This window comes from Paenibacillus psychroresistens (genome assembly GCF_009728935.1).
In the GTDB taxonomy this organism is placed as follows: domain Bacteria; phylum Bacillota; class Bacilli; order Paenibacillales; family NBRC-103111; genus Paenibacillus_AC; species Paenibacillus_AC psychroresistens.
Window position 1 is genome coordinate 4,337,888 of record NZ_CP034235.1, and the last position, 23,402, is coordinate 4,361,289.

The window sequence follows — 23,402 nt, forward strand, 5'->3', positions numbered from 1 at the left end:
AGCTCCACTCATTTTAGGGAAAATTTATGCTTGTTTCTTGCGCATCCGAGCGATGAAAAACCCATCTGAATTATATTGATGCGGAAGAATTTGCAGCATTCCTATTGTAGCCGAATCGGCACTAATCTCCGCTAATTGATCATTAGGAAAAGCTTCTAATGAAAACTGCGGCTGCAGCTCGATAAACTGTTTAACCATCCCTTGATTCTCGGTGTATTCCATTGTGCATGTACTATAGACCAGAATACCACCTGGCTTTAGTAAGCTGTGAACCGCATTTAATAGACTGCGCTGAATGATACAAATTGCCGCTATTTCTTGCTCCTGCTTCGCCCATTTAAGATCAGGCTTACGGCGGATCACCCCTAACCCCGAGCATGGCGCATCCAGCAATATACAATCAAAGGATTCTGCTTCATAATGCTTGGATAAATCAATCGCATCACTAAACACAGTTTCAATCGACTTCAACTGCAAACGATTAGCTTGTTCACGGATTAAGGCGATTTTATGCTCATGTATGTCACAGGCGACAATACTTCCTGTATCTTTCATCTTCTCGGCTAGATGCGTTGTTTTACCGCCAGGAGCTGCACAGCAATCCAAAACTCGCATACCGGGCTGTGGATTCACCGCTTCAGCAACCAACATCGAGCTTTCATCCTGAACCGTGATGCTTCCTTCACCAAACCAGCGAGTAAACGCTAAATTACCAGCGTGCTCCATAATAATTCCGTCTGGTGCAAGCTTTGATGCTCTTGCTTCTATACCTTCTAGCTGCATAGCTGCAAGCATTTCAGCTGGGGTAAATTTCAAAGTATTAACACGAGCACTTGTTGAAGGTGATGAGTTGTTAGCTGCGCAAATGAGTTCCGTAGTTGGCTCACCAAATTGTTTAATCCAACGTGCTACCATCCACTTCGGATGTGAATATTGCAAAGAAATACGCCCAGCAGGTGGAAGGTCGGTTGGGAGCTTTAATTGATCTTTTTGGCGAATGACATTACGCAGAACACCATTTACCATGCCCGAAATCCCTTGATGCCCCTTGATCTTAGCTATATTCACAGCCTCGTTAACAATGGCATGATCGGGTATCCGTTCCAAATAAACAACCTGGTAAAGGCTTAAACGCAGCAAGCTGCGAACCCAAGGCTCCAGCTTCTTAAGCCCTTTTGCAACAAAAGAATTCAGATAATAATCAATTGTATTTAAATGCTGGATCGTTCCATATACAATTTCAGTAACCAAGCCCGCATCAGCTCGTTCAAGCGGATGCTTCTGCAGCATTTGATTCAATAACAAATTACTGTAAGACTTGTCCTGCTCCACTCGTGTCAGAATTTCTAAAGCCATTTCCCGAGCAGACATGGGGCGCTTCTTATTTATTGGCGACTTGTTGTTCAATTCGAATCCCCTTTCTCTAAAGGCAATCCAAGAATTGTACCTGCTTGCATACTTGCTCCAAGTCTAAACTGGGCAGCGTCCATTGCTTTTTTGCCAGACGGTTGAATCTCGGTTAACCATAAGGTACCTTCACCAGTCGTAATCTCAATACCATCTTCAGTCACCTGTAAGACAGTGCCTGGAGTTGCTGTAGGGAAGCTTGCTGCAGCACTTTCATGTTTCAAAGGTTGCTTGCGGCTAGCCCAGATTTTGAAATTCTCTCCGTTCCATAATGTGCATGCTCCCGGCCATGGGCTGAGACCGCGAATTTGATTGAATAATTCTGCAGCTGCACGACTCCAATTGATCTGCTCATCCTCACGTGAAATATTCGGCGCTAATGTCGCTTGACTGTTGTCTTGAGGAATGGCTTGTATATGTCCAGCCAGCAACTCAGGCAGTGTAGAGCGCAAAAGCTCTTTTCCAGCTTGGCTTAGCTTTAAGAACATGGTGCCTGTATTATCTGCTTCTGTAATGATAACCTCGGATTTGCGGATCATATCCCCTGTGTCCAAGCCTGCAGCCATATACATTAAGGTAACACCCGTTACAGGATCACCATTCATAATAGCCCGTTGAATTGGTGCCCCGCCCCGATAGTTAGGCAGCAAGGAACCGTGGACATTCAAACAACCATACTGAGGCAATTCAAGGATAGACTTAGGTAGAATCTGACCATAAGCCGCTGTTACGATTAAATCAGGCTGCAAAGCGCTGATTTGTGCCACCGCATCAGGATGCCGCAGCTTTTCAGGTTGAATCACAGGGATAAGCTGCCTCAGGGCTTCTTCTTTAACAGGAGAAGGTGTCATAATTCGTTTTCTACCTTTTGGACGATCAGGCTGCGTCACAACGGCGAGAATAGGATAACCTTCTTCGACTAACATTTGTAGAATGGGTACGGCAAAATCAGGTGTACCCATGAATATAAGCTTTGGTTTTGTCATTCCTCTTCTTCATCTTCTTTCGGTGTACGGTAAACTTTCTCTGCTAAATCTGTATAGAGCACTCCGTTTAAGTGATCGACCTCATGGAGAATACAACGCGCCAATAAATCACTGCCTTCTATAATCCGTTCTTTGCCTTCGCGGTCCAAGCCTTTAACTGTTACCGTTAAAGCTCTTAGAACGTCTCCTGTTAAACCAGGAATACTCAAGCAGCCTTCAGGTCCAAACTGCTCGCCTACTTCGGCTATAACCTCCGGATTAATTAGCTCGATCAAGCCATTCTCATCGCCAATATCCATGACAATGACACGCTTTAAGATGCCTATTTGCGGAGCAGCCAAGCCGACACCGGGAGCATCATACATCGTATCTGCCATATCGTTCAATAATTTAATGATATTAGGCGTTATTTTTGGAACAGGTTTTGCGATTTCCCGTAATACGGGATCTGGATCTTTAACAATAATACGTATGGCCATGATTAACACCTTCCCTAGCTTTAATAATTTTATTGTAACAATTGCGGATCGACATCTACACTAATCTGTAAATTTTGCTGGCGGCACAGGTCATCGAAAAATGCTGTAGCTTTTCTGACGAGATTCGAAATATGTGCCTCTCCCCGATATTTTAGCATGCATTGGAACCGATATCTATCTTTGATTCGTGGAATCGGTGAAGCTACTGGTCCCATAATATCTAACTCAGGTACCTGATTAGAATTGCCAGTATACATAATAATCCCAGCTTCTCTCGCTAATTCCTTAATTCGGCTCACATAGGATTCTGCTGTTCTAACAAGCAAAGCAAGCTGCTCATGTGAAAGTGTAACAAGAATCAAACGATAATAAGGTGGATATCCACGGGAATGACGCAAATCAAGCTCTGTATCAATAAAAGCATGGTAATCATGCTGGCTGGCACTTTGGATGCTGTAATGCTCGGGAGTATAGGTTTGGATAAATACTTCGCCAGGCAGCTGATGTCTTCCTGCTCGACCTGCAACCTGAGTTAACAATTGAAATGTTCGTTCCCCTGCACGGAAATCTGGTAAATTTAATACCGTATCTGCAGCAATAACGCCAACTAAAGTCACATCAGGAAAATCCAAGCCCTTAGCGACCATTTGTGTACCTAACAATACATCTGCTTTTCGATCGCGGAATAAATTCAACCATTTTTCATGCGAGCCCTTTTCCGTTGTTGTATCCACATCCATTCGGATGACTCGAATACCCGGAAACAGCTTGCTTAATTCATCCTCTACCTTCTGAGTTCCTGTCCCAAAATAACGGATATGCTCACTTTTGCAGCTTGGGCATTCATGAGGCTGAGGCTCGGTGTACCCACAATAATGGCAGCGCAATCGCTTGCTGTTCTGATGATAAGTCAATGAAATATCACAATGCGGGCAGCCTACCGTGTATCCACAAGTGCGACACATCACAAAAGTAGAATATCCACGCCGATTTAACAAAAGCACGGTTTGTTCTTTCTTGTTTAACCGTTCTTCGATCGCTTTATACAACCCGCGGCTAAACATCGAACGATTGCCTTCCTTCAGCTCTTCTCGCATATCAACAATGTGCACAGGCGGCATTGGTCTTCCTTGTACTCGTTCGGCCATTGTCAATAGTTTATAATTGCTGTCTTCGTTAGGAATCCCTGTACCAATCGCTTGGTAATAGCTTTCTAAAGAAGGAGTAGCCGAGCCTAGAATAACCGATGCATTCTGCCTTCTGGCACGTTCTATCGCGACATCGCGGGCATGATATTTGGGGCTTTCTTCTTGTTTGTAAGAAGCTTCGTGTTCTTCATCAATAATAATCAGACCTAGCTTTGTAAAAGGTGCAAATACAGCTGATCTTGCTCCGATTACCACCATGACTTGCTTCAAGGAGATTTTACGCCATTCATCATATCTCTCGCCTTGTGACAATCGGCTATGCAATACCGCTACTTTATCTCCAAACCGACCTTTAAAGCGTTCGACCATTTGGGGAGTTAAGGAGATTTCCGGAACGAGTACAATCGCTTCTTTATCTTGATCCAAGCATTGTTGAATCGATTGCAGGTATACTTCTGTTTTACCACTGCCCGTTACGCCATGCAAGAGAAATACCTGATGCCGACTAGCTCTTACAGCTTCACTTATCGGATTAAAAACCTGCTGCTGCTCTTCCGTAAATAGCAAGGGCTGCGTTCTGGGAAAGCTGCGGTTAGCATAAGGATCGCGATAAACCTCAATCTCCTTAAGCTCCACCCAGCCTTTATCTGCCAGGCTTTTGACCGCACTAGCTCCAACATCAAGCTTCAACATCAACTCCGTTAAAGGAATAGGCTGTGAATTTTCTAACAGGAATTGCAGAATTTCTTTTTGACGTTTAGCTTTATCGCTCAACTGCTCCATCTGGGAGGCAAGCTGTGATAAATCCGTTGGCGGGAAAATCGTTAAAACTTTTTTCTTAGCCATGCGGTCTTTGACAATTTGAGATTCAATAAGGAATCCTGTACGGAGCAATTGTTTTATCCAAGGTCCTTGCTCTGGAAAGATGGCTAACAACGCTTCAAAAGTCACACTGCCTTTATTTTTTATATGAGCAATGAGTTGATTTTGTTCTGGAAAAGATAATAAAGCTTCTTCCTCTTCCCTAAGCGGGCTCCAAGATAGCTGCCGTTCATATTTGGCTTTCAATGCACCTGGAATCATTACCTGCAGGGCTGTGATTTCATGGCAAAGATAGGTCTCACTAATCCAGTGCGCCAATTCAACAAGCTCTGGAGTTAGTGGGGGCTCCAGATCCAATACATGCTCAATTGATTTTATCTTAGAAGCTTCATAGTCGGATTGTTCAAAAACTTCTACTACAAAGCCTTGCAAGGTTCGTGGTCCAAAAGAAACCGCAACTCTGCTGCCTACCTCAACCCACTCCAACAATACATCCGGGATCTTATAATCAAATGGACGATTTGTTTGTTTGGCTGGTACATCCACTATAACCTTCGCGAACATTATTCATCGCTCCCTGGAGCGGCTGTACGTTCTGCAATTAGAGTGAGCAAATGTTTAGCGGCCGCTTTCTTATCCATTAGAGGCAATGCCACAACAAGCCCTGATCGATCATAAATCCGGATGATGTTCGTATCTGTGCCAAAGCCAGCACCAGTCTGTGTGACATCATTAGCAACAACTAAATCACAATTTTTGCTTTTCAGCTTAGATATTGCATGGGCTTCTAAATTTTCCGTTTCTGCTGCAAATCCAACTACAAACTGATGAGTTTTTTGTTTGCCTATAGTTTGAAGTATATCTATATTCTTAACGAAGGTTATGGTAAGCCGTTCATCCGTCTTCTTTATTTTATGTGGTGAGATTTCCTCGGCTCTATAATCAGCAACAGCTGCTGCTTTGATGACAATGTCCATTTGAGGCAGCTTGCTCAAGACAGCATTTAACATATCATTAGCGGATTCAATTGAAATCAACTCAACTCCCTGAGGCGGTTCGACGGTCGTAGCTCCATAAACGACAGTAACCTCTGCACCCATTTCTTTCGCAGCTTCAGCTATTGCAAACCCCATTTTCCCAGAGGAATCGTTGGTCATATAACGGACAGGATCCAAGCGTTCTTTCGTTCCACCAGCAGTAACAAGTATTTTCCTGCCTTTTAAAGGTTTATTCTCAGCAAATTTAGCTTCAATTATAGCTACAATTTCTTCTGGCTCTGCCAATCTGCCTTTTCCAACATACCCACAAGCTAACTGGCCTTCTCCTGGTTCAATAAACCTTACACCACGTGCTCGTAAAATCCCCATATTCTGCACCACTGCCGGATGGGCGTACATATGCACATTCATCGCAGGAGCTACCATGATCGGTGCTTCTGCGGCAAGTAAAGTAGTGCTCAGCATATCATCAGCCAGACCATAAGCCATTTTCGCAATCATATTCGCCGTCGCTGGCGCAATAATAATCAAATCGGCATGATCTGCCAAATGAATATGGGTAACTACCGAAGGATCCATTTCTGCAAAAGTATCCACGGTAACATGATTTCTCGATAAGGTTTGGAACGTTAAGGGGGCAATGAACTTGATCGCAGAGGCAGTCATAATAACATGAACCTCAGCTCCAGCTTGAACTAACTTACTGCAAAGTGCAGCTGCTTTATATGCAGCAATCCCACCGCAAACGCCCAGTACAATTGTTTTGCCTTTTAGTGTCATCTCTAAACCTCCCCCATTTGCTTAATTAAATATTTCTTATAATTTGAGAAAAAAATAACAACCGCTAGGGTTGTTATTTTTTTGCTGTTAACCGCCAACACATAAGCGTCACCTATTGTTGTTTGGACTTGATGCCTTCTTTTTCAGGAAGCTTCTCGTATGAAATGTAATCTCCGTATAATTCTTCTAACGCCACGCCAACCTGTTTAAATGATTTAGGGTTGCGAAGCTCCGATTTAGATCCGTCTCTTAACGAGCGAGCTCGCTTGGAAGCCGCAACAACCAAAGAATACTTGCTGTCTACTTTATCTAATAATTTGTCGATTGAAGGATACAACATAACCTACACCTCATCCATCCATTTTTTTATTTTGTGCAGCACTCGTTCTTGCCGGCACCGCTCGGCGACTAGAATGGATTGGATCCGACGGCATGCCGCCTCCACCTCATCATTAACTATAGCATAATCGTAATGCTCTAACAGTCGCATCTCTGCTTTTGCTACAGACATTCGGTTACGAATCGATTCTTCACTCTCTGTCCCTCTTGTTTCGATGCGGTTTTGCAGCTCATCTAACGAAGGAGGCAATAAAAAAGTGAATACACCCTCTGGGAATTTATGCTTCACCTTTAAAGCGCCTTGCACTTCAATCTCAAGGATAATATCCTTGCCTGAGGCTAAGACCTCTTCAACAAAATAGCGCGGAGTGCCGTAATAATTACCAACATATTCAGCCCATTCCAATAATTCATCATCCGCAATCATTTGAAGGAACTGTTCCTTCGTCCTAAAAAAATAGTTCACGCCATCGACTTCACCTTGACGAGGTTCTCGTGTAGTTGCCGATACGGAATATACCAAGTCATTTGTGCTTTTTCGAAGTGCAGCGCATACGGTTCCTTTGCCAACGCCGGATGGACCGGATAAGACCATAAGGATCCCTTTGTCACTGACCAAATCAGCCACTTTCTTATTCGTCATGATCATCGTCCTTGTTCGATAGTCGATGTGCAACAGTTTCGGGCTGCACAGCTGATAAAATGACATGATCACTATCAGTTATAATAACGGCACGCGTTCTTCTACCATATGTTGCATCAATCAGCATATGACGATCACGGGCTTCTTGAATAATTCTTTTGATCGGTGCAGATTCTGGACTGACAATCGAAATTATGCGATTAGCGGAAACAATGTTCCCAAAACCAATATTAATTAGCTTGATAGCCATTCTTTAGATCCCCCTAAGAGTTTTCGTTAGAAAACTTTCTTCGTAAGCACCAGCTGAGTTTTGCGTTAGCAAAACTTGCATCGTAAGCATAATCTGAGTTTTCGCTAGAAAACTTACTGAATATTTTGGACCTGTTCACGCATTTTTTCCAATTCAGCTTTCATTTCCACTACATCGTTGATCAGGTCACTATCATTTGCTTTGGAGCCTATGGTATTGACTTCACGATTCATCTCTTGCAATAAGAAATCAAGCTTTCTTCCTACTGGCTCTATTGCTTGAAGCAGCTGGCTAAATTGTTGAAAATGGCTCTCAAGTCGAGTTAACTCTTCATCTACATTGGTTCGGTCTATATGTAAGGCGACTTCCTGCAGCAGTCGTTGCTCGTCGTAAGGAATTCCTTCGAGAGCATCCTGCAAACGAATTCGTAATTTCTGTCGATATTGTTCAATCACTTTAGGTGCCAATAGCTGCATCGATTGATGCAAAGCACGTAGCGCAGCCAATCTCGTCGCTAAGTCCGTTTGTAAATGCTTGCCTTCGGTCTGTCGCATTAGATTTAATTCTACTAAAGCTTCATCCAAACATGAAAGCATTTGATCTTGAAGTAAAGGATCGACATCGTTAGATGGTTCTCCTAGCTTAATTAACTCAGGAATTTGCAAAAGATCCTGAATCGTTAATGTGTCTGGCAAGCCAAATTTAGTTCGCAGCTGCTGTGCCGCATTATAGTAAGCCTCAGCAAGCGACCAATCAAGTGTAACAACATGATTCTCTGCTGTCTGACGAACAATGCTGACAAACGCATCTAATTTCCCGCGTTGGAGACTAGAACGAACCCGCTGTTTAACCGCATCTTCTAATCGCGACCATTGTCTTGGCAATCGTATTGTCATTTCCAAATAACGATGATTCACAGATTTCAATTCAACCTGAAGCTGATACTCTTTAAATGCTAATGACGCTTGTCCAAACCCAGTCATGCTCTGAATCAATTCACTCACATCCAAGAAGCCTGCCGAAGCAAACCGTCATTAAGAACATATATCCTACCATTTTAATTCATTTCGCTGGCGGGTACAAGGGCAAATCGACACGATTTGATTTTTTCCAAATATATTGGGTTAATTCTACCGTCATTTCATAGAAAGTCATCGTCGTCATTAGATAAATCCCATTGAAATATTGCATAGCCGCATCAACCAGCTCTTTCGCTATGATTACACCCATCCGTCTGCCCGCTTCGCCTTCTAAACCAGCCATACGTTTGCGTATATCATCCGAAATTCGAATGCCAGGTACCTCATTATGCAAAAATTCCGCATTTCTTCCGCTCACCAAAGGCATAATCCCAAGAAAAATCGGGATATCAATATGCTTTGAGGCAAGATAAAATTTCTCAATCTGCGTCACATCAAATATCGGCTGAGTCATGAAATAATCAGCACCTGCAGCCACCTTTTTCTCCATACGCTGGATGCCTTTATCCAAATGTTTAATGTTGGGATCAAAAGCAGCACCGACAATAAAATTCGACTTTTGTTTTAACAGCTTACCCGAAAAGGCTATGCCTTCATTCAATTGCTTAGTCATCCGGATTAAATCAAATGAAGTTAGATCATAAACAGAGCTGGAACCAGGCAGATCCCCTACTCTTGCCGGATCTCCAGTAATCGCTAGGATATGGTTGATTCCAAGCGCATGTAACCCCATTAAATGAGATTGTGTGCCAATTAAGTTGCGGTCCCTGCAAGCCACATGCAGCAACGGCCTTGCTCCAATCCGATCTTTAATTAAATGCCCCATCGACATATTGCTGATTCGCGTTTGAGCCAATGAATTATCAGCAAGCGTGATAGCATCAGCACCAACATCCTTTAAGGCCTGGGAACCCTTCATAAACTTCTCAATTGCTAAGTCGCGCGGAGAATCCCATTCCACAATAACGGTGTGACGTTTTTTGACTAGCTCCAGAATCGAAGGCTCCGCTACTGGAAGCTCGACTTCTGGCTTTGCTTCAACCACTTTATGCTCATTAATTACGATAACTTGAGATTTAGGAGTAGTATCTGTGGAAGGAATATACAATTCTAATGCTTTAGCCATCGCAGCCACATGCTCTGGTGTAGTCCCGCAGCAGCCGCCAATAATCCGCGCCCCTAAATCAGCAAATTGCAAAGCAGTTTCTGCAAAATATTGAGGTGTCGCACGATACATATAACGTCCATCTACATAACCAGGTAACCCAGCATTCGAGAATACCGAATAAGGTCCATTCACAAATGGAGTTATTTTCTCCAGGGCTCGTAAAATCCCATTCGGGCCGCTATGACAGTTAAACCCAACAACAGAAGCCCCATTTGCTTGCAGCTGCTGAAAAGCTTCAACAAATGGGATGCCATCTCTTGTAAGACCGCTATCTTCTGTAGCAAATTGACAGATTACCGGAACGTCGCTTATCTTACGAATAATCGCAAGTGCTGACTTGATTTCCGAGAAGTCTGAAAAGGTTTCAAGCAGAATTCCGTCCGCCTCAGCCGATAGCAAGGCTTCGATTTGCTGCTGTAAATCGTAGTCGACTTGGACTGTAGTTATATTGGTTTGTCTACCTGAACGGACAGAACCCACAGCTCCAACCACATAAGCATCTGCGCCCACAGCTTGTCGAGCTAAGCGGACACCAGCCTGGTTGATGGCTACTACATCATTCTCCAGACCATATCTCGAAAGCTTCTCGCGATTGGCGGAGAAGGTATTCGTTTCAATCAAACGTGCACCTGCCTCATAATAGAGACGGTGCACTTCCATAATATTAGCTGGTTTTAATAAATTAAACTCTTCATAGGAAACACCAATTGGATGGCCTAATTGATATAGATAGGTCCCCATCGCACCATCACCAATGATGATTCGCTGCTTTAAGGCGTCTCGCAGATCTAGCTTCTCATCAGGATTCATGCTAGATTTCCACCGATCCTTTATAAACTTCCTGCGCGGGTCCAGTCATATAAACATGATTGTCCACTTCATTCCATTCAATAAATAAATTACCGCCTTTTAAGGAGATCGTAGCTTCACGATCCGTTACTCCATTTAGCACAGATGCAACTAAAGTAGCACAAGCACCAGTTCCACAAGCCAATGTTGGACCCGCTCCGCGTTCCCATACACGCATATCCGCATAATCACGAGATTTAACGGTAACAAATTCTACATTGATTTTACGTGGAAACATTGGATGAGTCTCAAGCTTAGGGCCCCAAGTTTGCAGATCCATATTAATCGCATCATCCACGTAAATCACACAATGGGGATTGCCCATTGACACGGCTGTAAAGCGAAATTCACGCCCATCCACTTCAATTGGATAATCCTTAACAATGTCTTGATCCACAGTCGTTGGTACTTGAGTACCTTTTAGAATCGGTTGTCCCATATCGACGCGAACGGTATCAACTTTGCCATCCTTGAGAAATAGCTGCACATTTTGTTTGCCCGCGCCGATGGTTTCAATCGAAATTTCCGTTTGCCCAATCATTCCATGATCATAAACATATTTAGATACACAACGAATCGCATTGCCGCATTGCTCAGCTTCCGATCCATCTGAATTCATAATTCTCATCATAAAATCTGCTTTTTCTGAAGGCAGAATATACACCAATCCGTCAGCACCAATTCCAAAAAAACGATCACACAGCTTGATAGCTAATTCAGCTGCCTGTTCAGGTAATTTTGGCTCGCCAGTAACTATAATAAAATCGTTGCCTAATCCATGCATTTTTGTAAAATTCATTGTAGGATACACCCCTGATTATAATATGTGTAAGGATAAAAGACTACGCCGTCATTCTGAAAGAAGACGGTCCTTTTGTCCGAAAATATAAGATCTGTATATAGGTGAAACTTATACAATCTTATATTTTAAAGACATTTAGACTTTATCATATCGTAAAACCTTGGGAATGCATAGCCTTAGGCAAGCATTTACTATCTAACGAGTTACAGACTTTGTACGATAGCTTAATCTCTTACGGCTTGAAGGAGTTTGGAGCACACTGCCAATCCCCATTAAGAATGTTGGGATACCCGCTGCAATCAAGACAAGAATCCAATCCTCCCAGTCCAGTGAAACGGTTTTGAAGATCGGTTGAAGCGCGCTAATATATAAGACCCCAAGCAATAGAACCACTGAAGAGAATACGGAAACAACCAAATATTTATTCTGAAAAGGATTGCGATGAAAAATCGAGCGCGAGCTGCGGCAATCAAATACATGAATTAACTGAGCCATGACTAAAGTTGCAAAAGCAACCGATTGGGCTTTTAATAAACTAGCTGCATTATCAGGCAGACTATGCAGAGTCAACCAAAAAGCTCCAAGTGTACATATCCCGATTAAAAATCCTCGACTAATTATTTTCCAGCCTAATCTTCGCGCAAATATATTTTCTTTAGCCGAACGCGGATGATGCTGCATTAAATCTTTTTCAGCTTGATCGACACCAAGTGCCATCGCAGGCAACCCATCGGTTACCAGATTGACCCACAAAATTTGAATCGGCAGTAAAGGCAAAGGCAGAGCAAGCATCATCGCGAAAAACATCGTCAGAATTTCTCCAACATTGGATGCAAGCAAATAACGAATGAATTTACGAATATTCTCATAAATACCGCGACCTTCTTCAATCGCTGCAACAATCGTTGCAAAATTATCATCGCTGAGAATTAAGGATGACGCTTCCTTAGCCACGTCTGTCCCACTAATCCCCATGGCAATCCCAATATCCGCCGCTTTAATCGCTGGTGCATCATTAACTCCATCTCCTGTCATGGCTACAACATGTCCTTTACGCTGCAAGGCTTTGACAATATTAAGCTTATGCTCAGGAGATACTCGCGCATATACATAAACATCCTCAACTACAGCATCTAGCTGCTGCTCATTCATCAAAGCTAGCTGTTTGCCCTCTAAGGTTAGTCCCTTTGGCGGCAGCATCCCCAATTGTTTAGCAATCGCTTCAGCCGTTGTACGATGATCCCCTGTAATCATTATGGTACGAATGCCAGCTTTTCTGCATTTACTGATAGCTTCCCGCACTTCTTTGCGAGGTGGATCGATCATCCCCGTTAGACCGATGAAGACTAAATTACTCTCGGCCTGATCTGCTTGGTCTAATGTTTCAGCTGTTTTCATTTCGCGATAAGCCATACCTAACACCCGTAGTGCCGACCTCGCCATGCCTTCATTAGCGGACATCACTTTATTGCGCAATGTAGCCGTAAACGGAATGACTTTGTTATCCCAGAGAATGTAATTACATTGATCTAATAGAACATCTGGAGCGCCTTTGGTATAAATCAAAGCTCCACCCGGATAGGTCACTGCAATTGACATCCGTTTACGATCGGAGTCAAAAGGGAATTCTTTCGTACGTTGAAACCCCTGCAGAGCAGCTTCATTAACTCCGGCTTTGGCTCCTAGGACTACTAAAGCCCCTTCCGTTGGATCTCCTTTAATACTCCAAATATGATTGGCTGCTTGCTTACCCTTTTTCCCGCTTGCTTCAACCACTTCTTCGTTCAAAGTGGCATTATTGCAGAGAACCGATGCATGCATCAACCTCCGCAGCATCTCATTGTTGCGGATAGAGACTGGACTTCCTTCACCAGTTATCTCACCATTAGGATCATAGCCATCTCCAGTCACCTCTAACACTTGCCCGCCTAACCAAATATGTGTAACGGTCATTTTATTCTGAGTCAAAGTACCTGTTTTATCCGAGCATATTACTGAAGCACAACCTAATGTCTCTACGGATGGCAGCTTTCGGACAATTGCCTTGCGTTTAATCATCCGTTGAACGCCTAATGCTAACGCTATAGTAACAATCGCTGGCAAGCCTTCTGGAATGGCTGCTACTGCTAAGCTAACTCCTGAGAGGAACATCGAGTAAGGTGGCTGTCCGTGTAAAATCCCTGCTACAACGACAAGAATAGTTAGGCCAATTGCAACCACAATCAATATTTTACCTAGCTGCTCCAACCTGTGCTGCAGCGGAGTTTCCATCGATTCTGTCCCTTGGATTAAGCCAGCGATTTTTCCCATTTCTGTTTTCATTGCTGTGCGAATAACAATGCCTGTTCCTGTACCGCGTGTCACCATTGTCCCCATAAAACCTAAATTCTTCTGATCACCAAGCGGCAGTAGATCGTCGGAAATAGGTTCTGTATGCTTATTAACCGAAATCGACTCACCGGTAAGCGCTGATTCTTCCACATAAACACTATTCGCTTTCATCCATCGAATGTCTGCAGGTATGCGATCTCCGCTCTCCAATACCACTAAATCACCGGGTACCAGCTCTTTTGCCGGAATCTGATGAATAGTTCCTTCTCGAATAACTTTTGCTGTCGGAGCCGATAACGCCTTTAACGCAATTAACGAACGTTCTGCACGAAACTCTTGCACAAACCCTAGGACACCATTCATCACAATGATCGCGACAATCGTAATCGCATCTAAGTATTCGCCTAATAACCCTGAGATTAAAGTTGCTCCCATCAGCACCAAAACCATAAAATCTTTAAATTGATTCAAAAGCAATTTGATTGATGATGCTCGCTTTCCTTCTGAGAGTGCATTCTCCCCTACAAGACCCTTGCGTTTATTTGCTTCTTCCCAATGTAATCCCTGCGTTGGCAGTGTTTGCTGCTCGTGTAAGGTTTCGTTTACGGATAATTGGTATTCTTGCTTCTGCTGCTCCATTTGATTGCCTCCTTGAGTAATTTCGCCAAACAATAAAAACTTTTATCGGATAACCTATAGAGTTTTCTGCAAAAACTAGGGACAGACTCTTAGCGTAAATGTATTCAGACAAGCTGCAAATTATCCCTCAAGGGAAAAAATAGGTATACTAAAGCTATAGCTTAAGTTTTTCTGCAAGATGTGGCATTATATAGAATAGCTTTGTACAAGAATGGAGATTGGTTATGTCATTAGATGGTTTAGTCGTACATGCAATTGTTCAAGAGCTTCAAGCCTGCGTTGGCGGGCGTATTAGCAAAATTCATATGCCTTCAGGAAACGATATTATATTTCAGCTTCGTGCACAGAATAATAATGTACGTTTATTGTTATCTGCAAATCCGACCTATCCGCGGGTTCATTTCACCCAGCATACCTATGCAAACCCGACAGATGCTCCCATGTTCTGCATGCTGCTCCGCAAATATTGTGAGGGTGGAATCATTGAAGGCGTTGAGCAAATCGGCTTAGAACGTATGCTGCGAATGCATATTCGCCATCGTGATGAGTTGGGTGATTTAAGCTTGAAAACCATCCATATCGAAATCATGGGACGGCATAGCAATATTATTCTGTTGAATCCAGATAATGGAGTGATCCTGGATGGGATTCATCATGTTACTCCCGCTATCAGCAGTCACCGTATTGTTCTGCCGGGAAGCACCTTTGTTGCTCCACCCGATCAGGGCAAGCATGACCCCTTAACAATCGATAAGGCTGGCTTTCAAGAACTGTTCTGGAATCGTCCACTTGAAGAAACCGGCGATCAACGAATTGTGCAATTATTCAGTGGGCTAAGCCCGCTTGTTGCCAAGGAAATCATCTATCGTGCTCAATCCGAGCAAGAGGTTGAGCTGATCTGGAATGCTTTTTCTAGTGTCATGACCCAAATTCGCGAGCATAAATATACACCATCACTCGTAACCAAAAAGGATAATGGGAAAGCTTATTTCTCTGTTGTCGAATTGACTCATCTTAATGGAGAAGTGGAGCGCTTCAATACGATTAGTGAATGTTTAGAGGCTTTTTATGGGGACAAAGCACAACGAGATACTGTAAAGCAAAGAATGGCAGATCTACTTCGTTTCCTACAGAATGAGAAGAACAAAAATGTTAAAAAGCTCGATAAACTCGCAGAGACTTTAGAAGAAGCCAAGGATGCTGATAAATGGCGTGTGCTTGGTGAACTTCTGACATCTTCGATGCATTTATTTAAAAAAGGCGATTCCAGTGTGGAAGCGGTCAATTATTACGACGAAGATCAGCAAACGGTAAAAGTTGCATTAGATCCTTTATTAACACCATCGCAGAATGCGCAGCGCTATTATAAAAAATATGCTAAAAGCAAAAACAGCTTACTGATAGTGGAAGAACAAATTAATAATACTCATACTGAAATTACTTATCTGGAATCACTTTTGCAGCAAATTGCCGCTGCATCTTTGGCCGATATCGTCGAAATTCGTGAAGAGCTTATTGAACAAGGCTATATCCGCGACCGCAGCAAAAAGAAGGGTAAAAAGAAAAAAATCGAGAAACCAAATATTGCTTGCTTCACTTCAAGTGAAGGTATCCCAATTTATGTAGGTAAAAACAACACTCAGAACGATTACCTGACGAATCGTCTTGCTCAATCCTCTGATACTTGGCTGCATACTAAGGATATCCCTGGCTCACATGTCGTCATTCGTTCTACTACGTTTGGTGAACAAACCTTGCTTGAAGCAGCATCGCTTTCTGCTTATTACAGCCAAGCTAAGGAATCCAGCCAGGTTCCCGTAGATTATACGCAAATTCGCCATGTCCATAAACCGAATGGGGCCAAGCCTGGGTTCGTCATTTACGATCATCAAAAAACACTTTTCGTCACGCCAAATGAACAGAGCATAAAACAAATGCAACCGATTATTAAGCGCTAAATTTATTGAAAGACTTTTTAATAGCTCAAAAAAAGCGTCCGAAACTATTAATTAGTTTAGGACGCTTTTTGTTATTTATGGCCACCGTTTCATTAATTCCCTCAAATATGCCAGCAATTGCGGCTGCAGCTCCTCGCGCTTCAAAGCAAATTCAATCGTCGCTTCGATATACCCGAATTTATCCCCGACATCATAACGTTTACCTTGCTGCATATAAGCTACCATCGCTTTTTGCTGATTTAAGATACGCAAGGCATCCGTTAGCTGAATTTCGCCGCCTCTACCAGGCTGACAATGCTCAAGAATCGCAAAAATCTCTGGTTCAATTACATAACGTCCAATCACAGCCATATTCGATGGAGCTTGGTCACGGTCCGGCTTCTCAATTAAATCACTTATGTATTGCAGCTTGCCTTCAAGCGCAGCGGGTGAAATGATCCCATATTTGTTAACATCCTCCCATGGAATCGTTTGTGCGGCAATCACGGAGGTTTGTGCTTCTTCATATAGATCCATCATTTGCTTCAAGCAAGGAGGATCGGAATCGATGATGTCATCGCCCAGCAATATAGCGAAAGGCTCATCTCCAATAAACCTCCTTGCACATAATACAGCATGCCCCAACCCTAAAGGCTGCTTTTGACGAATATAATGTACATTGACTAAGTTCGATACATTTTGCACAATCTCCAATAGCTCTTGATTGCCTTTCTCAGCCAATAGCATCTCAAGCTCGATTGATTTATCAAAATGATCTTCAATCGCCCGCTTATTGCGACCCGTGACAATAATGATATCCTCTATACCTGAGTTAATAGCCTCTTCTACTATGTATTGAATTGCTGGTTTATCTACGATTGGCAGCATTTCCTTAGGCTGTGCTTTCGTTGCTGGCAGAAACCTTGTCCCTAGTCCAGCTGCTGGTATAATTGCTTTACGAATTTTCATCCAATAAACTCCTTTGCTTCTCAAAATGGTCACGAAAGAAACTTAAAAATACTACTGCCGATAACGGAAGCAAGGTAGAGCGCAGATAAATTGAATAAAAGCTGCGTATGAAACGAAGCCCTGTAATCTTCTTCGTTGTTAACAAACCAAGCGTCAGCTCATGTTTGATTGATGACTGAGACAGAATGGTAATGCCTAAATTAGCTTCGACTGCAGACTTGATTGCCCCAGTACTGCCTAGTTCCATTATAATCTTTAAATTTGCTAAATCAAAACCATTGCGCACCAGCTCATCTTCCATAACCTTTCTAGTGCCTGAGCCTTGCTCACGAAGAATAAAAGGAAATTTAAGTACATCGAACCAAGTAATTGTGTCTTTGCTAGCCAGCTCATGCTTTATGGGAAGAATCAGCAATAATTCATCACTCAGGATTGCATCCGTTTGTACATCAGGATGATCAATAGGGGCCTCTATGAGTCCAAAATTTAATTGATTATGAATAATTTCATCGACTATTTGAGATGTGTTCATGACCTTCATACTGAGCGAAATGTGTGGATGCTGAATTCCAAAAGGACCCAAAAGCTGGGGTAAAATAAACTCACCCATTGTTAAGCTTGCTCCAAGCTGTAATCTACCTTTCAGCATATGAGTAAATTTGGCCATAGACGATTCGGTTTCTTTCATCAATACAATGCTTCTAAGCGCATAAGGCAGCAAAGTCCGCCCCGCTTCAGTCAACTCAATTTTCTTTGTCGTCCGCGCAAACATCTTACTGCCAAAATGCTCCTCTAAAGCCTGCACCTGCATAGTTACAGCTGGTTGAGTCATATAGAGTGCCTGAGCAGCGGCAGAAAAGCTGCCTTTCTCGGCAACCGTATAAAAAATATGCAGCTGATGAAAATTAAACGCCATATGTTCCTCCTCAGAGTTTTCTTCAGAAAACTCACATCGTAAGCATAAACCTAGTTTTCTTTAGAAAACTCACATCGTAAGCATAAACCTAGTTTTCGTTACAAAACTAAAAAAGCATACAGAAACTCCTGCATGCTCCACATGAATATATTATTTACGCTTGCGGCTATTTTTAATTAAGGTCATTCTTCGGGAATGGCGGAGCCAAGAATAATAAGATTTCAAATCGCGTAATTCGATCGTTTCTGACATACGCCCTAGAAAAGTTACAATGATCATCTTATGCAAAGGATTTCCTGCGATATCAATTTCATTCTCAATTAAGGCAAATTCTGCAACCATAACCAAGTCATCATCAATCAAATAGACATCTTCTTCGTTGCGATAATAAGATTCAATCTTGTTATTCTTCAACTTGTCCCACAGGAAAGCACAAATGTCTTCGAATCCTGTTTTTTCAGTTTCAACACGATCGACCCATCGCACTCGAGCATGATTGGTAATGACAATATCAGCAATTTTTTTATCAGCAAGTTCGACAAAAAAGGGTTCATAGGTGTTCCAACGATTCATCATTTTGTCTCTCATTATCGCAACTCCTCTCCTATAAAAAAAGGCCTTATAGACTATATACATTCCATATACCTATATTACTCTAAAACAGAATGATTTCCAAATATTATTTTTTTTGTATCCTTATTGTGAATAGAGCTTCGCTTTATCGGATGGATTACTACTATATTCCGTTTTTATTTCTGTGCGATAAGATCTTTCAACATTTTTTACATAAGGCAGTTTTTGCAGGTTTCGCACCGTTTCATCCAACACTTCTGCATGTACATACATAACAACATATTGCATTTTTTTGGAAGTATAATGCACGGTACCATAACGTTCTAAGTTTTTTGTTGCTTTAAGATCATTTACCCAAATAATAAGACCACAGCGTTCTGTAAACATAAAAACCTCCCTTTAGGTTTTAATTCATTTTATGCTTATCTTTGTTAATAAAGTCATTCATTTTATCCGCACTTACCGCTGCATCCGCCACCCGTACTGCAGCCCCCAGAGCTGCAACCGTTGTCTGGCTGCATCACATTGCTTGGAACTTTAATCGTCATCGAAACAGAATGTGCAATCGTTTTGGAAACGGTATATAGTAAATCGTCCAGCTGATGCTCAGCTTGATTGAATCGACTCCATACTTGATTTTGCTCCATTTGCTCTTGGACCTTTTGGACTTGCTCCATAGCCGAGTTGTAATCAGGATGAAAATGGCCAAAACGCTCGCATTCTTCGAATAATTCCTTCTTCTTAGCAAATGAACGAATTATTTCTTTCACACTATTGTCATGCTCCATCTCATGCTTAGCCTGTAAATACTCAGCAACCTCAACAGAGCCATTAATCCAATCGCCTAATTCATAAGCCTGCAACAAAATCGTTGACATATCTAAAGCATTCGCTTCCATTAACGCCATATCTTCACTTCCTTAGTTGAGAGAGTTAATTAATAATTAAATCATCGAATCCAGGCAGGATCAGCTGTATTGTTTGCCACTGATCCGCCGTATATGAAATTAAATCGGACTGTGCCCATCCATATAAAACCCAACCTTCCTCACAATCCTTAACCTCTTTAGGATTGAAAGTCCATGTTCTGTTCGCCGTACTGAGCTTTAATGTAGCCTTCCATTCAATCGCTTGATAAGCGATTTCTTTCTGTGTCGATGGATGATAAGCTCTGCCTTCTCTCCACCATAATGGAGGGACAGTTTGCCACCCTGGATATACTTGATCTCTTGATGGAATATCCACGACTAGCTCGTAAATGCCTGAATCTATTGTGCCTCGAAAAGCTGTTGAAACCGTAACCGTATTGCCCGGCTCCAAACTGGCTTGATTTCGAGGTAATAATAGACTTTGCCCCACTGTTCGCGCCCATTGCTTTAACGCAGATTGAATCGAATCCGGAATATCATAAAAGCAATGCTCCTTTAAAAAAATCAAGCATTGTTCCAAAGTTCTATCATTCGATAGTGCACGCTGCAAACTCTGTTCACTCAAACGGTAAATCCCGACCTGATCTGTGCGAATATGATCCGCCCAATAACTTAGCTCCCACCTAACAGCGAATGAAACATCTGGTGGAACCAATATTTCATAATCCGCCTGCACATAAAACCTGCCTTGCGGAACAATTTCGTCAAACGAATTTTCTTGATTGAGCATCCAACGAAAGATAGCTCTACCTTGTTGATCAAGCCCCTGTTCAATCCAACTGAATGCTTCCAGAACATCCATCCAATTATTAAACATCATTATTATATCATATTCTTGCAGCCAGGAAGAGAAATCTTCGTGCAAATACCACTTTTGGAATGATAATGCAGTTAATTTCGCTAAAAAGTGCTCATCTGCTGCCGAGTTTGGCACAAACACCTCTTGAAATATAGCATAAATACGATTCGTCATTTCGTGCTTCGACAGCTGCAGCCATTGCTGTAGATTAGATCTGCTAAGACCCAGCTCACTCAAACCCCAGTAAATCAGATTTAATCGATCAGCAAGCTCAATAACTAATGACATTTGCAGCGGGTATAGAACCATATATTCAGGTTTAGGCTTCCATATGCATGGAAATTCATCGCTCCACTGCAGTTGCTGCACTATTTTATTAATATGCCGTTTCGGTATTTCTCGCCTTTTGGTCAAAACAACTTCGTTTAATTCGATATATTTTAAAAATAGCATTAGATTGACCAACACTAGGCTTGGGGCTTCCATGACAGATAAGACGTCTTGATCCTCTGTCTCTTCCCAGCGAGGTGTTGATTCCATAACTATGTTATGCCAGATAGGCAGCATATCTGTAGGTAAAGCGTAGCTGCTCTCTCCCCAATGTTTACGCATCGCATAGATAATCCCTTTCTTCCGCAAACCAGCTAAGCCAACTGTAACTTCTGCACCAGATATTCCAGTTCCATAAGCAATTTCCTGAAGACTCGACAATTCAAATGGACGTGCAGCAAAATGACAGACAATTAGCTTGATGGTTTGTTTCTCCCATAGTTTCATTGCTTGATATAAGCTAGTGTAAGTCTTTTCTGAGAGCATGATTTCAGACAACAAAACCCCATCCTGCAAAAGCGATGAGATAGGTTCATTTTTAATAATCAATTCCAGTAATTGCTGTGGGATTTGTTCAGTGATTAGAGAGATTTTCATTAGCATTTCTCCATTAATAAACGCTCGTTTGGCAAATCGTTATATAACGTCCCAACTGCCTTTTGTAAATACTCATACCCTTGTTCAATCAAGAATAATTGGCGTTTTTGCGAAAAAACCTGCTCTTTAGAATCCTCTGTGACCAAAGAATAGAAGTAAGCATCGTTGCTGCCAACCATCGGACGCATAATTCTCCCTAATCTCTGGGCTTCCTCTTGTCTGGAGCCAAAGCTCCCCGAAATTTGGATAGCTACAGCAGCATTAGGTAAATCAACAGCAAAATTAGCCACTTTAGAGACAATAAGCTGCTTCAATACCCCAGATTTAAATAAATTATATAAACGTTCTCTTTCTTCATGAGGGGTTTTACCGCAAATTAAAGGGACACCTAAACAGGAAGATAAAATCTCAAGCTGATCCACGTACTGGCCAATAATGAGAATAGAGTCCTCCTGATGCTGCGTAATAATCGTGCTAACTACAGATTGCTTAGAAGAATTTTCGCAGGCAATTCGAAATTTATCTTTGTTTTCTGCGTTCTCATACAAGCTTCGTTCTTCATCTGACAGCTCAATTAACACTTCGATACAGGTAGCTTTTGCAATCCAGCCTTGGGCTTCCAATCGCTTCCATGGCACGTCATGACGTTTAGGGCCGATTAATGAAAAGACATCCTCTTCACGCCCATCTTCTCGAACTAAGGTTGCTGTTAATCCTAATCTTCTTGTAGCTTGAATATCTGCGGTTGCGCGAAATATTGGAGCCGGTAGTAAATGAACTTCATCGTAAATAATGAAACCCCAGTCCCGTTGCTGAAACAATTCCATATGAGTAAATAAGTCTTCTTTTGATTTCCGATGCGTTAAAATTTGATAAGTTGCTATTGTAATGGGGCGCACTTGTTTCAGAGATCCGCAATACTCCCCGATTTGTTCCTCCGTTACTGTTGTTTTCTCCAAAATCTCAGTTTTCCATTGTTTTACTGAAGTCGTATTCGTAGTGAGAATTAAGGTTGCACAGCTTAATCGTTCCATTATTGCTAATCCAATAATCGTTTTACCTGAACCGCAAGGAAGCACAATAACCCCGCTCCCCTGGTCTTCAGAACCTCTTCGATAGAATGCATCCACTGCACTCCACTGATAATCTCGAAGCTGTAAACGATCGCCATTAGCTAAATGATGCTTTAATTGAATTGGGAATGCTTCTCCTGCATGATAACCTAATTGATCTTCAATGGGATAACCCGATTTTAAAAATTCTTGTTTTAATAGGCCTCTATAAGTCGCGTGGATCTCCACTAAGTCTTCCGTTACCCATTGTTTAATAAATCCCCCCCTAGAGGGAAGCTTAAAAAGCTCTGGCAAAAGCTTATGTTGAGCTGACACAAGCATTAATTTCCCTTCTTGTCTGATCAGCTTCAAACAACCATATCGATTCATCCAGATCACGATCTGCTCATGAACCATTTTGGGTATACCCCACTTGCTGTTCTGGCTCAAAAACGCAACGATTTCTTCCAGTCGTTTTCCTAGCGCTGCAGCGTTCCAAAGACTTAATGATGAGATGCGATACGTATGTATATGGGAAGGACTTTTTACTAAATCAGCAAATTCATTCAGCTGCTGCCGCACCGTTAAAAAGCTGGGATGGTCCGCTTCTAGCCAAACGGTAAAATCATTTTGTAATAATAAAGGCTTTTGCTCCTGACGAGTCATAAGCATGCTCCTT

At 42.2% G+C, this 23,402-nt stretch carries 20 protein-coding genes; 1 reads left to right on the forward strand and 19 read right to left on the reverse strand.

The window, feature by feature from the left end; genetic code table 11:
- Positions 1-24 precede the first annotated feature (24 nt).
- The 12 genes from rsmB to EHS13_RS19790 all read right to left on the reverse strand — a co-directional run bounded on the left by rsmB (position 25) and on the right by EHS13_RS19790 (position 14,621).
- A complete protein-coding gene (rsmB, locus tag EHS13_RS19735) occupies positions 25-1,407 on the reverse strand; it encodes a 16S rRNA (cytosine(967)-C(5))-methyltransferase RsmB (RefSeq protein ID WP_452445287.1) in 1,383 nt (460 codons plus the stop codon).
- Complete coding sequence (fmt, locus tag EHS13_RS19740) at positions 1,404-2,393, reverse strand: methionyl-tRNA formyltransferase (protein WP_155702041.1); 990 nt, start codon at positions 2,391-2,393, stop codon at positions 1,404-1,406. The genes rsmB and fmt overlap by 4 nt, the downstream gene beginning before the upstream one ends.
- Positions 2,390-2,872, reverse strand: a complete 483-nt coding sequence (def, locus tag EHS13_RS19745) for a peptide deformylase (protein WP_155702042.1) — start codon at positions 2,870-2,872, stop codon at positions 2,390-2,392. Before def ends, fmt begins: the two co-directional genes overlap by 4 nt.
- A 29-nt stretch (positions 2,873-2,901) precedes the next feature.
- Positions 2,902-5,406: a primosomal protein N' gene (gene priA, locus EHS13_RS19750; RefSeq protein WP_155702043.1), complete on the reverse strand. Its 2,505-nt coding sequence runs from the start codon at positions 5,404-5,406 to the stop codon at positions 2,902-2,904.
- A complete protein-coding gene (gene coaBC, locus EHS13_RS19755) occupies positions 5,406-6,620 on the reverse strand; it encodes a bifunctional phosphopantothenoylcysteine decarboxylase/phosphopantothenate--cysteine ligase CoaBC (protein WP_155702044.1) in 1,215 nt (404 codons plus the stop codon). The genes priA and coaBC overlap by 1 nt, the downstream gene beginning before the upstream one ends.
- A 112-nt stretch (positions 6,621-6,732) precedes the next feature.
- Positions 6,733-6,960: a DNA-directed RNA polymerase subunit omega gene (gene rpoZ, locus EHS13_RS19760; protein WP_155702045.1), complete on the reverse strand. Its 228-nt coding sequence runs from the start codon at positions 6,958-6,960 to the stop codon at positions 6,733-6,735.
- A gap of 3 nt (positions 6,961-6,963) precedes the next feature.
- Positions 6,964-7,602, reverse strand: coding sequence for a guanylate kinase (gmk, locus tag EHS13_RS19765; RefSeq protein ID WP_405083508.1), 639 nt, complete (start codon positions 7,600-7,602; stop codon positions 6,964-6,966).
- Complete coding sequence (gene remA, locus EHS13_RS19770) at positions 7,592-7,852, reverse strand: extracellular matrix/biofilm regulator RemA (protein ID WP_009672664.1); 261 nt, start codon at positions 7,850-7,852, stop codon at positions 7,592-7,594. Before remA ends, gmk begins: the two co-directional genes overlap by 11 nt.
- Before the next feature lie 113 nt (positions 7,853-7,965).
- Entirely contained in the window at positions 7,966-8,856 is an 891-nt protein-coding gene (locus tag EHS13_RS19775) for a YicC/YloC family endoribonuclease (RefSeq protein ID WP_227013443.1), read from the reverse strand.
- Positions 8,857-8,914: 58 nt separating this feature from the next.
- Complete coding sequence (locus tag EHS13_RS19780) at positions 8,915-10,810, reverse strand: bifunctional homocysteine S-methyltransferase/methylenetetrahydrofolate reductase (RefSeq protein WP_155702047.1); 1,896 nt, start codon at positions 10,808-10,810, stop codon at positions 8,915-8,917.
- A 1-nt stretch (position 10,811) separates the two neighbouring features.
- Positions 10,812-11,648, reverse strand: a complete 837-nt coding sequence (dapF, locus tag EHS13_RS19785) for a diaminopimelate epimerase (RefSeq protein ID WP_155702048.1) — start codon at positions 11,646-11,648, stop codon at positions 10,812-10,814.
- 198 nt (positions 11,649-11,846) lie between these two features.
- On the reverse strand, positions 11,847-14,621 hold the full coding sequence (locus EHS13_RS19790; RefSeq protein WP_155702049.1) for a calcium-translocating P-type ATPase, SERCA-type: 2,775 nt from the start codon (positions 14,619-14,621) through the stop codon (positions 11,847-11,849).
- 224 nt (positions 14,622-14,845) lie between these two features.
- Here EHS13_RS19790 and EHS13_RS19795 point away from each other — a divergent pair, with 224 nt between their 5' ends.
- The gene (locus tag EHS13_RS19795) at positions 14,846-16,579 is read left to right on the forward strand and encodes an Rqc2 family fibronectin-binding protein (RefSeq protein ID WP_155702050.1); all 1,734 of its coding nucleotides are present in this window, start codon (positions 14,846-14,848) and stop codon (positions 16,577-16,579) included.
- A gap of 75 nt (positions 16,580-16,654) precedes the next feature.
- Here EHS13_RS19795 and galU read toward each other — a convergent pair whose 3' ends face one another.
- From galU to EHS13_RS19830, 7 genes are all read right to left on the reverse strand, one after another.
- On the reverse strand, positions 16,655-17,527 hold the full coding sequence (galU, locus tag EHS13_RS19800; RefSeq protein ID WP_155702051.1) for a UTP--glucose-1-phosphate uridylyltransferase GalU: 873 nt from the start codon (positions 17,525-17,527) through the stop codon (positions 16,655-16,657).
- The gene (locus tag EHS13_RS19805) at positions 17,514-18,443 is read right to left on the reverse strand and encodes a LysR family transcriptional regulator (protein ID WP_155702052.1); all 930 of its coding nucleotides are present in this window, start codon (positions 18,441-18,443) and stop codon (positions 17,514-17,516) included. Before EHS13_RS19805 ends, galU begins: the two co-directional genes overlap by 14 nt.
- 150 nt (positions 18,444-18,593) lie before the next feature.
- On the reverse strand, positions 18,594-19,031 hold the full coding sequence (locus EHS13_RS19810) for a hypothetical protein (RefSeq protein ID WP_155702053.1): 438 nt from the start codon (positions 19,029-19,031) through the stop codon (positions 18,594-18,596).
- Positions 19,032-19,139: 108 nt separating this feature from the next.
- Positions 19,140-19,403, reverse strand: coding sequence for a YlbG family protein (locus tag EHS13_RS19815; protein WP_155702054.1), 264 nt, complete (start codon positions 19,401-19,403; stop codon positions 19,140-19,142).
- Positions 19,404-19,465: 62 nt separating this feature from the next.
- The gene (locus tag EHS13_RS19820) at positions 19,466-19,924 is read right to left on the reverse strand and encodes a YlbF/YmcA family competence regulator (protein ID WP_155702055.1); all 459 of its coding nucleotides are present in this window, start codon (positions 19,922-19,924) and stop codon (positions 19,466-19,468) included.
- A 25-nt stretch (positions 19,925-19,949) separates the two neighbouring features.
- Complete coding sequence (locus tag EHS13_RS19825) at positions 19,950-21,671, reverse strand: helicase-associated domain-containing protein (RefSeq protein WP_162463170.1); 1,722 nt, start codon at positions 21,669-21,671, stop codon at positions 19,950-19,952.
- Complete coding sequence (locus EHS13_RS19830) at positions 21,671-23,389, reverse strand: DNA repair helicase XPB (protein ID WP_155702057.1); 1,719 nt, start codon at positions 23,387-23,389, stop codon at positions 21,671-21,673. Before EHS13_RS19830 ends, EHS13_RS19825 begins: the two co-directional genes overlap by 1 nt.
- Positions 23,390-23,402: the final 13 nt, after the last annotated feature.

What these genes read in the sequence shown, in the direction of transcription:
- fmt (WP_155702041.1), bottom strand. Translation starts at nt 2,393, where the DNA reads ATGACAAAACCAAAGCTTATATTCATGGGTACACCTGATTTTGCCGTA.
- def (WP_155702042.1), bottom strand. Translation starts at nt 2,872, where the DNA reads ATGGCCATACGTATTATTGTTAAAGATCCAGATCCCGTATTACGGGAA.
- priA (WP_155702043.1), bottom strand. Translation starts at nt 5,406, where the DNA reads ATGTTCGCGAAGGTTATAGTGGATGTACCAGCCAAACAAACAAATCGT.
- coaBC (WP_155702044.1), bottom strand. Translation starts at nt 6,620, where the DNA reads ATGACACTAAAAGGCAAAACAATTGTACTGGGCGTTTGCGGTGGGATT.
- rpoZ (WP_155702045.1), bottom strand. Translation starts at nt 6,960, where the DNA reads ATGTTGTATCCTTCAATCGACAAATTATTAGATAAAGTAGACAGCAAG.
- gmk (WP_405083508.1), bottom strand. Translation starts at nt 7,602, where the DNA reads ATGACGAATAAGAAAGTGGCTGATTTGGTCAGTGACAAAGGGATCCTT.
- remA (WP_009672664.1), bottom strand. Translation starts at nt 7,852, where the DNA reads ATGGCTATCAAGCTAATTAATATTGGTTTTGGGAACATTGTTTCCGCT.
- EHS13_RS19780 (WP_155702047.1), bottom strand. Translation starts at nt 10,810, where the DNA reads ATGAATCCTGATGAGAAGCTAGATCTGCGAGACGCCTTAAAGCAGCGA.
- dapF (WP_155702048.1), bottom strand. Translation starts at nt 11,648, where the DNA reads ATGAATTTTACAAAAATGCATGGATTAGGCAACGATTTTATTATAGTT.
- EHS13_RS19790 (WP_155702049.1), bottom strand. Translation starts at nt 14,621, where the DNA reads ATGGAGCAGCAGAAGCAAGAATACCAATTATCCGTAAACGAAACCTTA.
- EHS13_RS19795 (WP_155702050.1), top strand. Translation starts at nt 14,846, where the DNA reads ATGTCATTAGATGGTTTAGTCGTACATGCAATTGTTCAAGAGCTTCAA.
- galU (WP_155702051.1), bottom strand. Translation starts at nt 17,527, where the DNA reads ATGAAAATTCGTAAAGCAATTATACCAGCAGCTGGACTAGGGACAAGG.
- EHS13_RS19805 (WP_155702052.1), bottom strand. Translation starts at nt 18,443, where the DNA reads ATGGCGTTTAATTTTCATCAGCTGCATATTTTTTATACGGTTGCCGAG.
- EHS13_RS19810 (WP_155702053.1), bottom strand. Translation starts at nt 19,031, where the DNA reads ATGAGAGACAAAATGATGAATCGTTGGAACACCTATGAACCCTTTTTT.
- EHS13_RS19815 (WP_155702054.1), bottom strand. Translation starts at nt 19,403, where the DNA reads ATGTTTACAGAACGCTGTGGTCTTATTATTTGGGTAAATGATCTTAAA.
- EHS13_RS19820 (WP_155702055.1), bottom strand. Translation starts at nt 19,924, where the DNA reads ATGGCGTTAATGGAAGCGAATGCTTTAGATATGTCAACGATTTTGTTG.
- EHS13_RS19825 (WP_162463170.1), bottom strand. Translation starts at nt 21,671, where the DNA reads ATGAAAATCTCTCTAATCACTGAACAAATCCCACAGCAATTACTGGAA.
- EHS13_RS19830 (WP_155702057.1), bottom strand. Translation starts at nt 23,389, where the DNA reads ATGACTCGTCAGGAGCAAAAGCCTTTATTATTACAAAATGATTTTACC.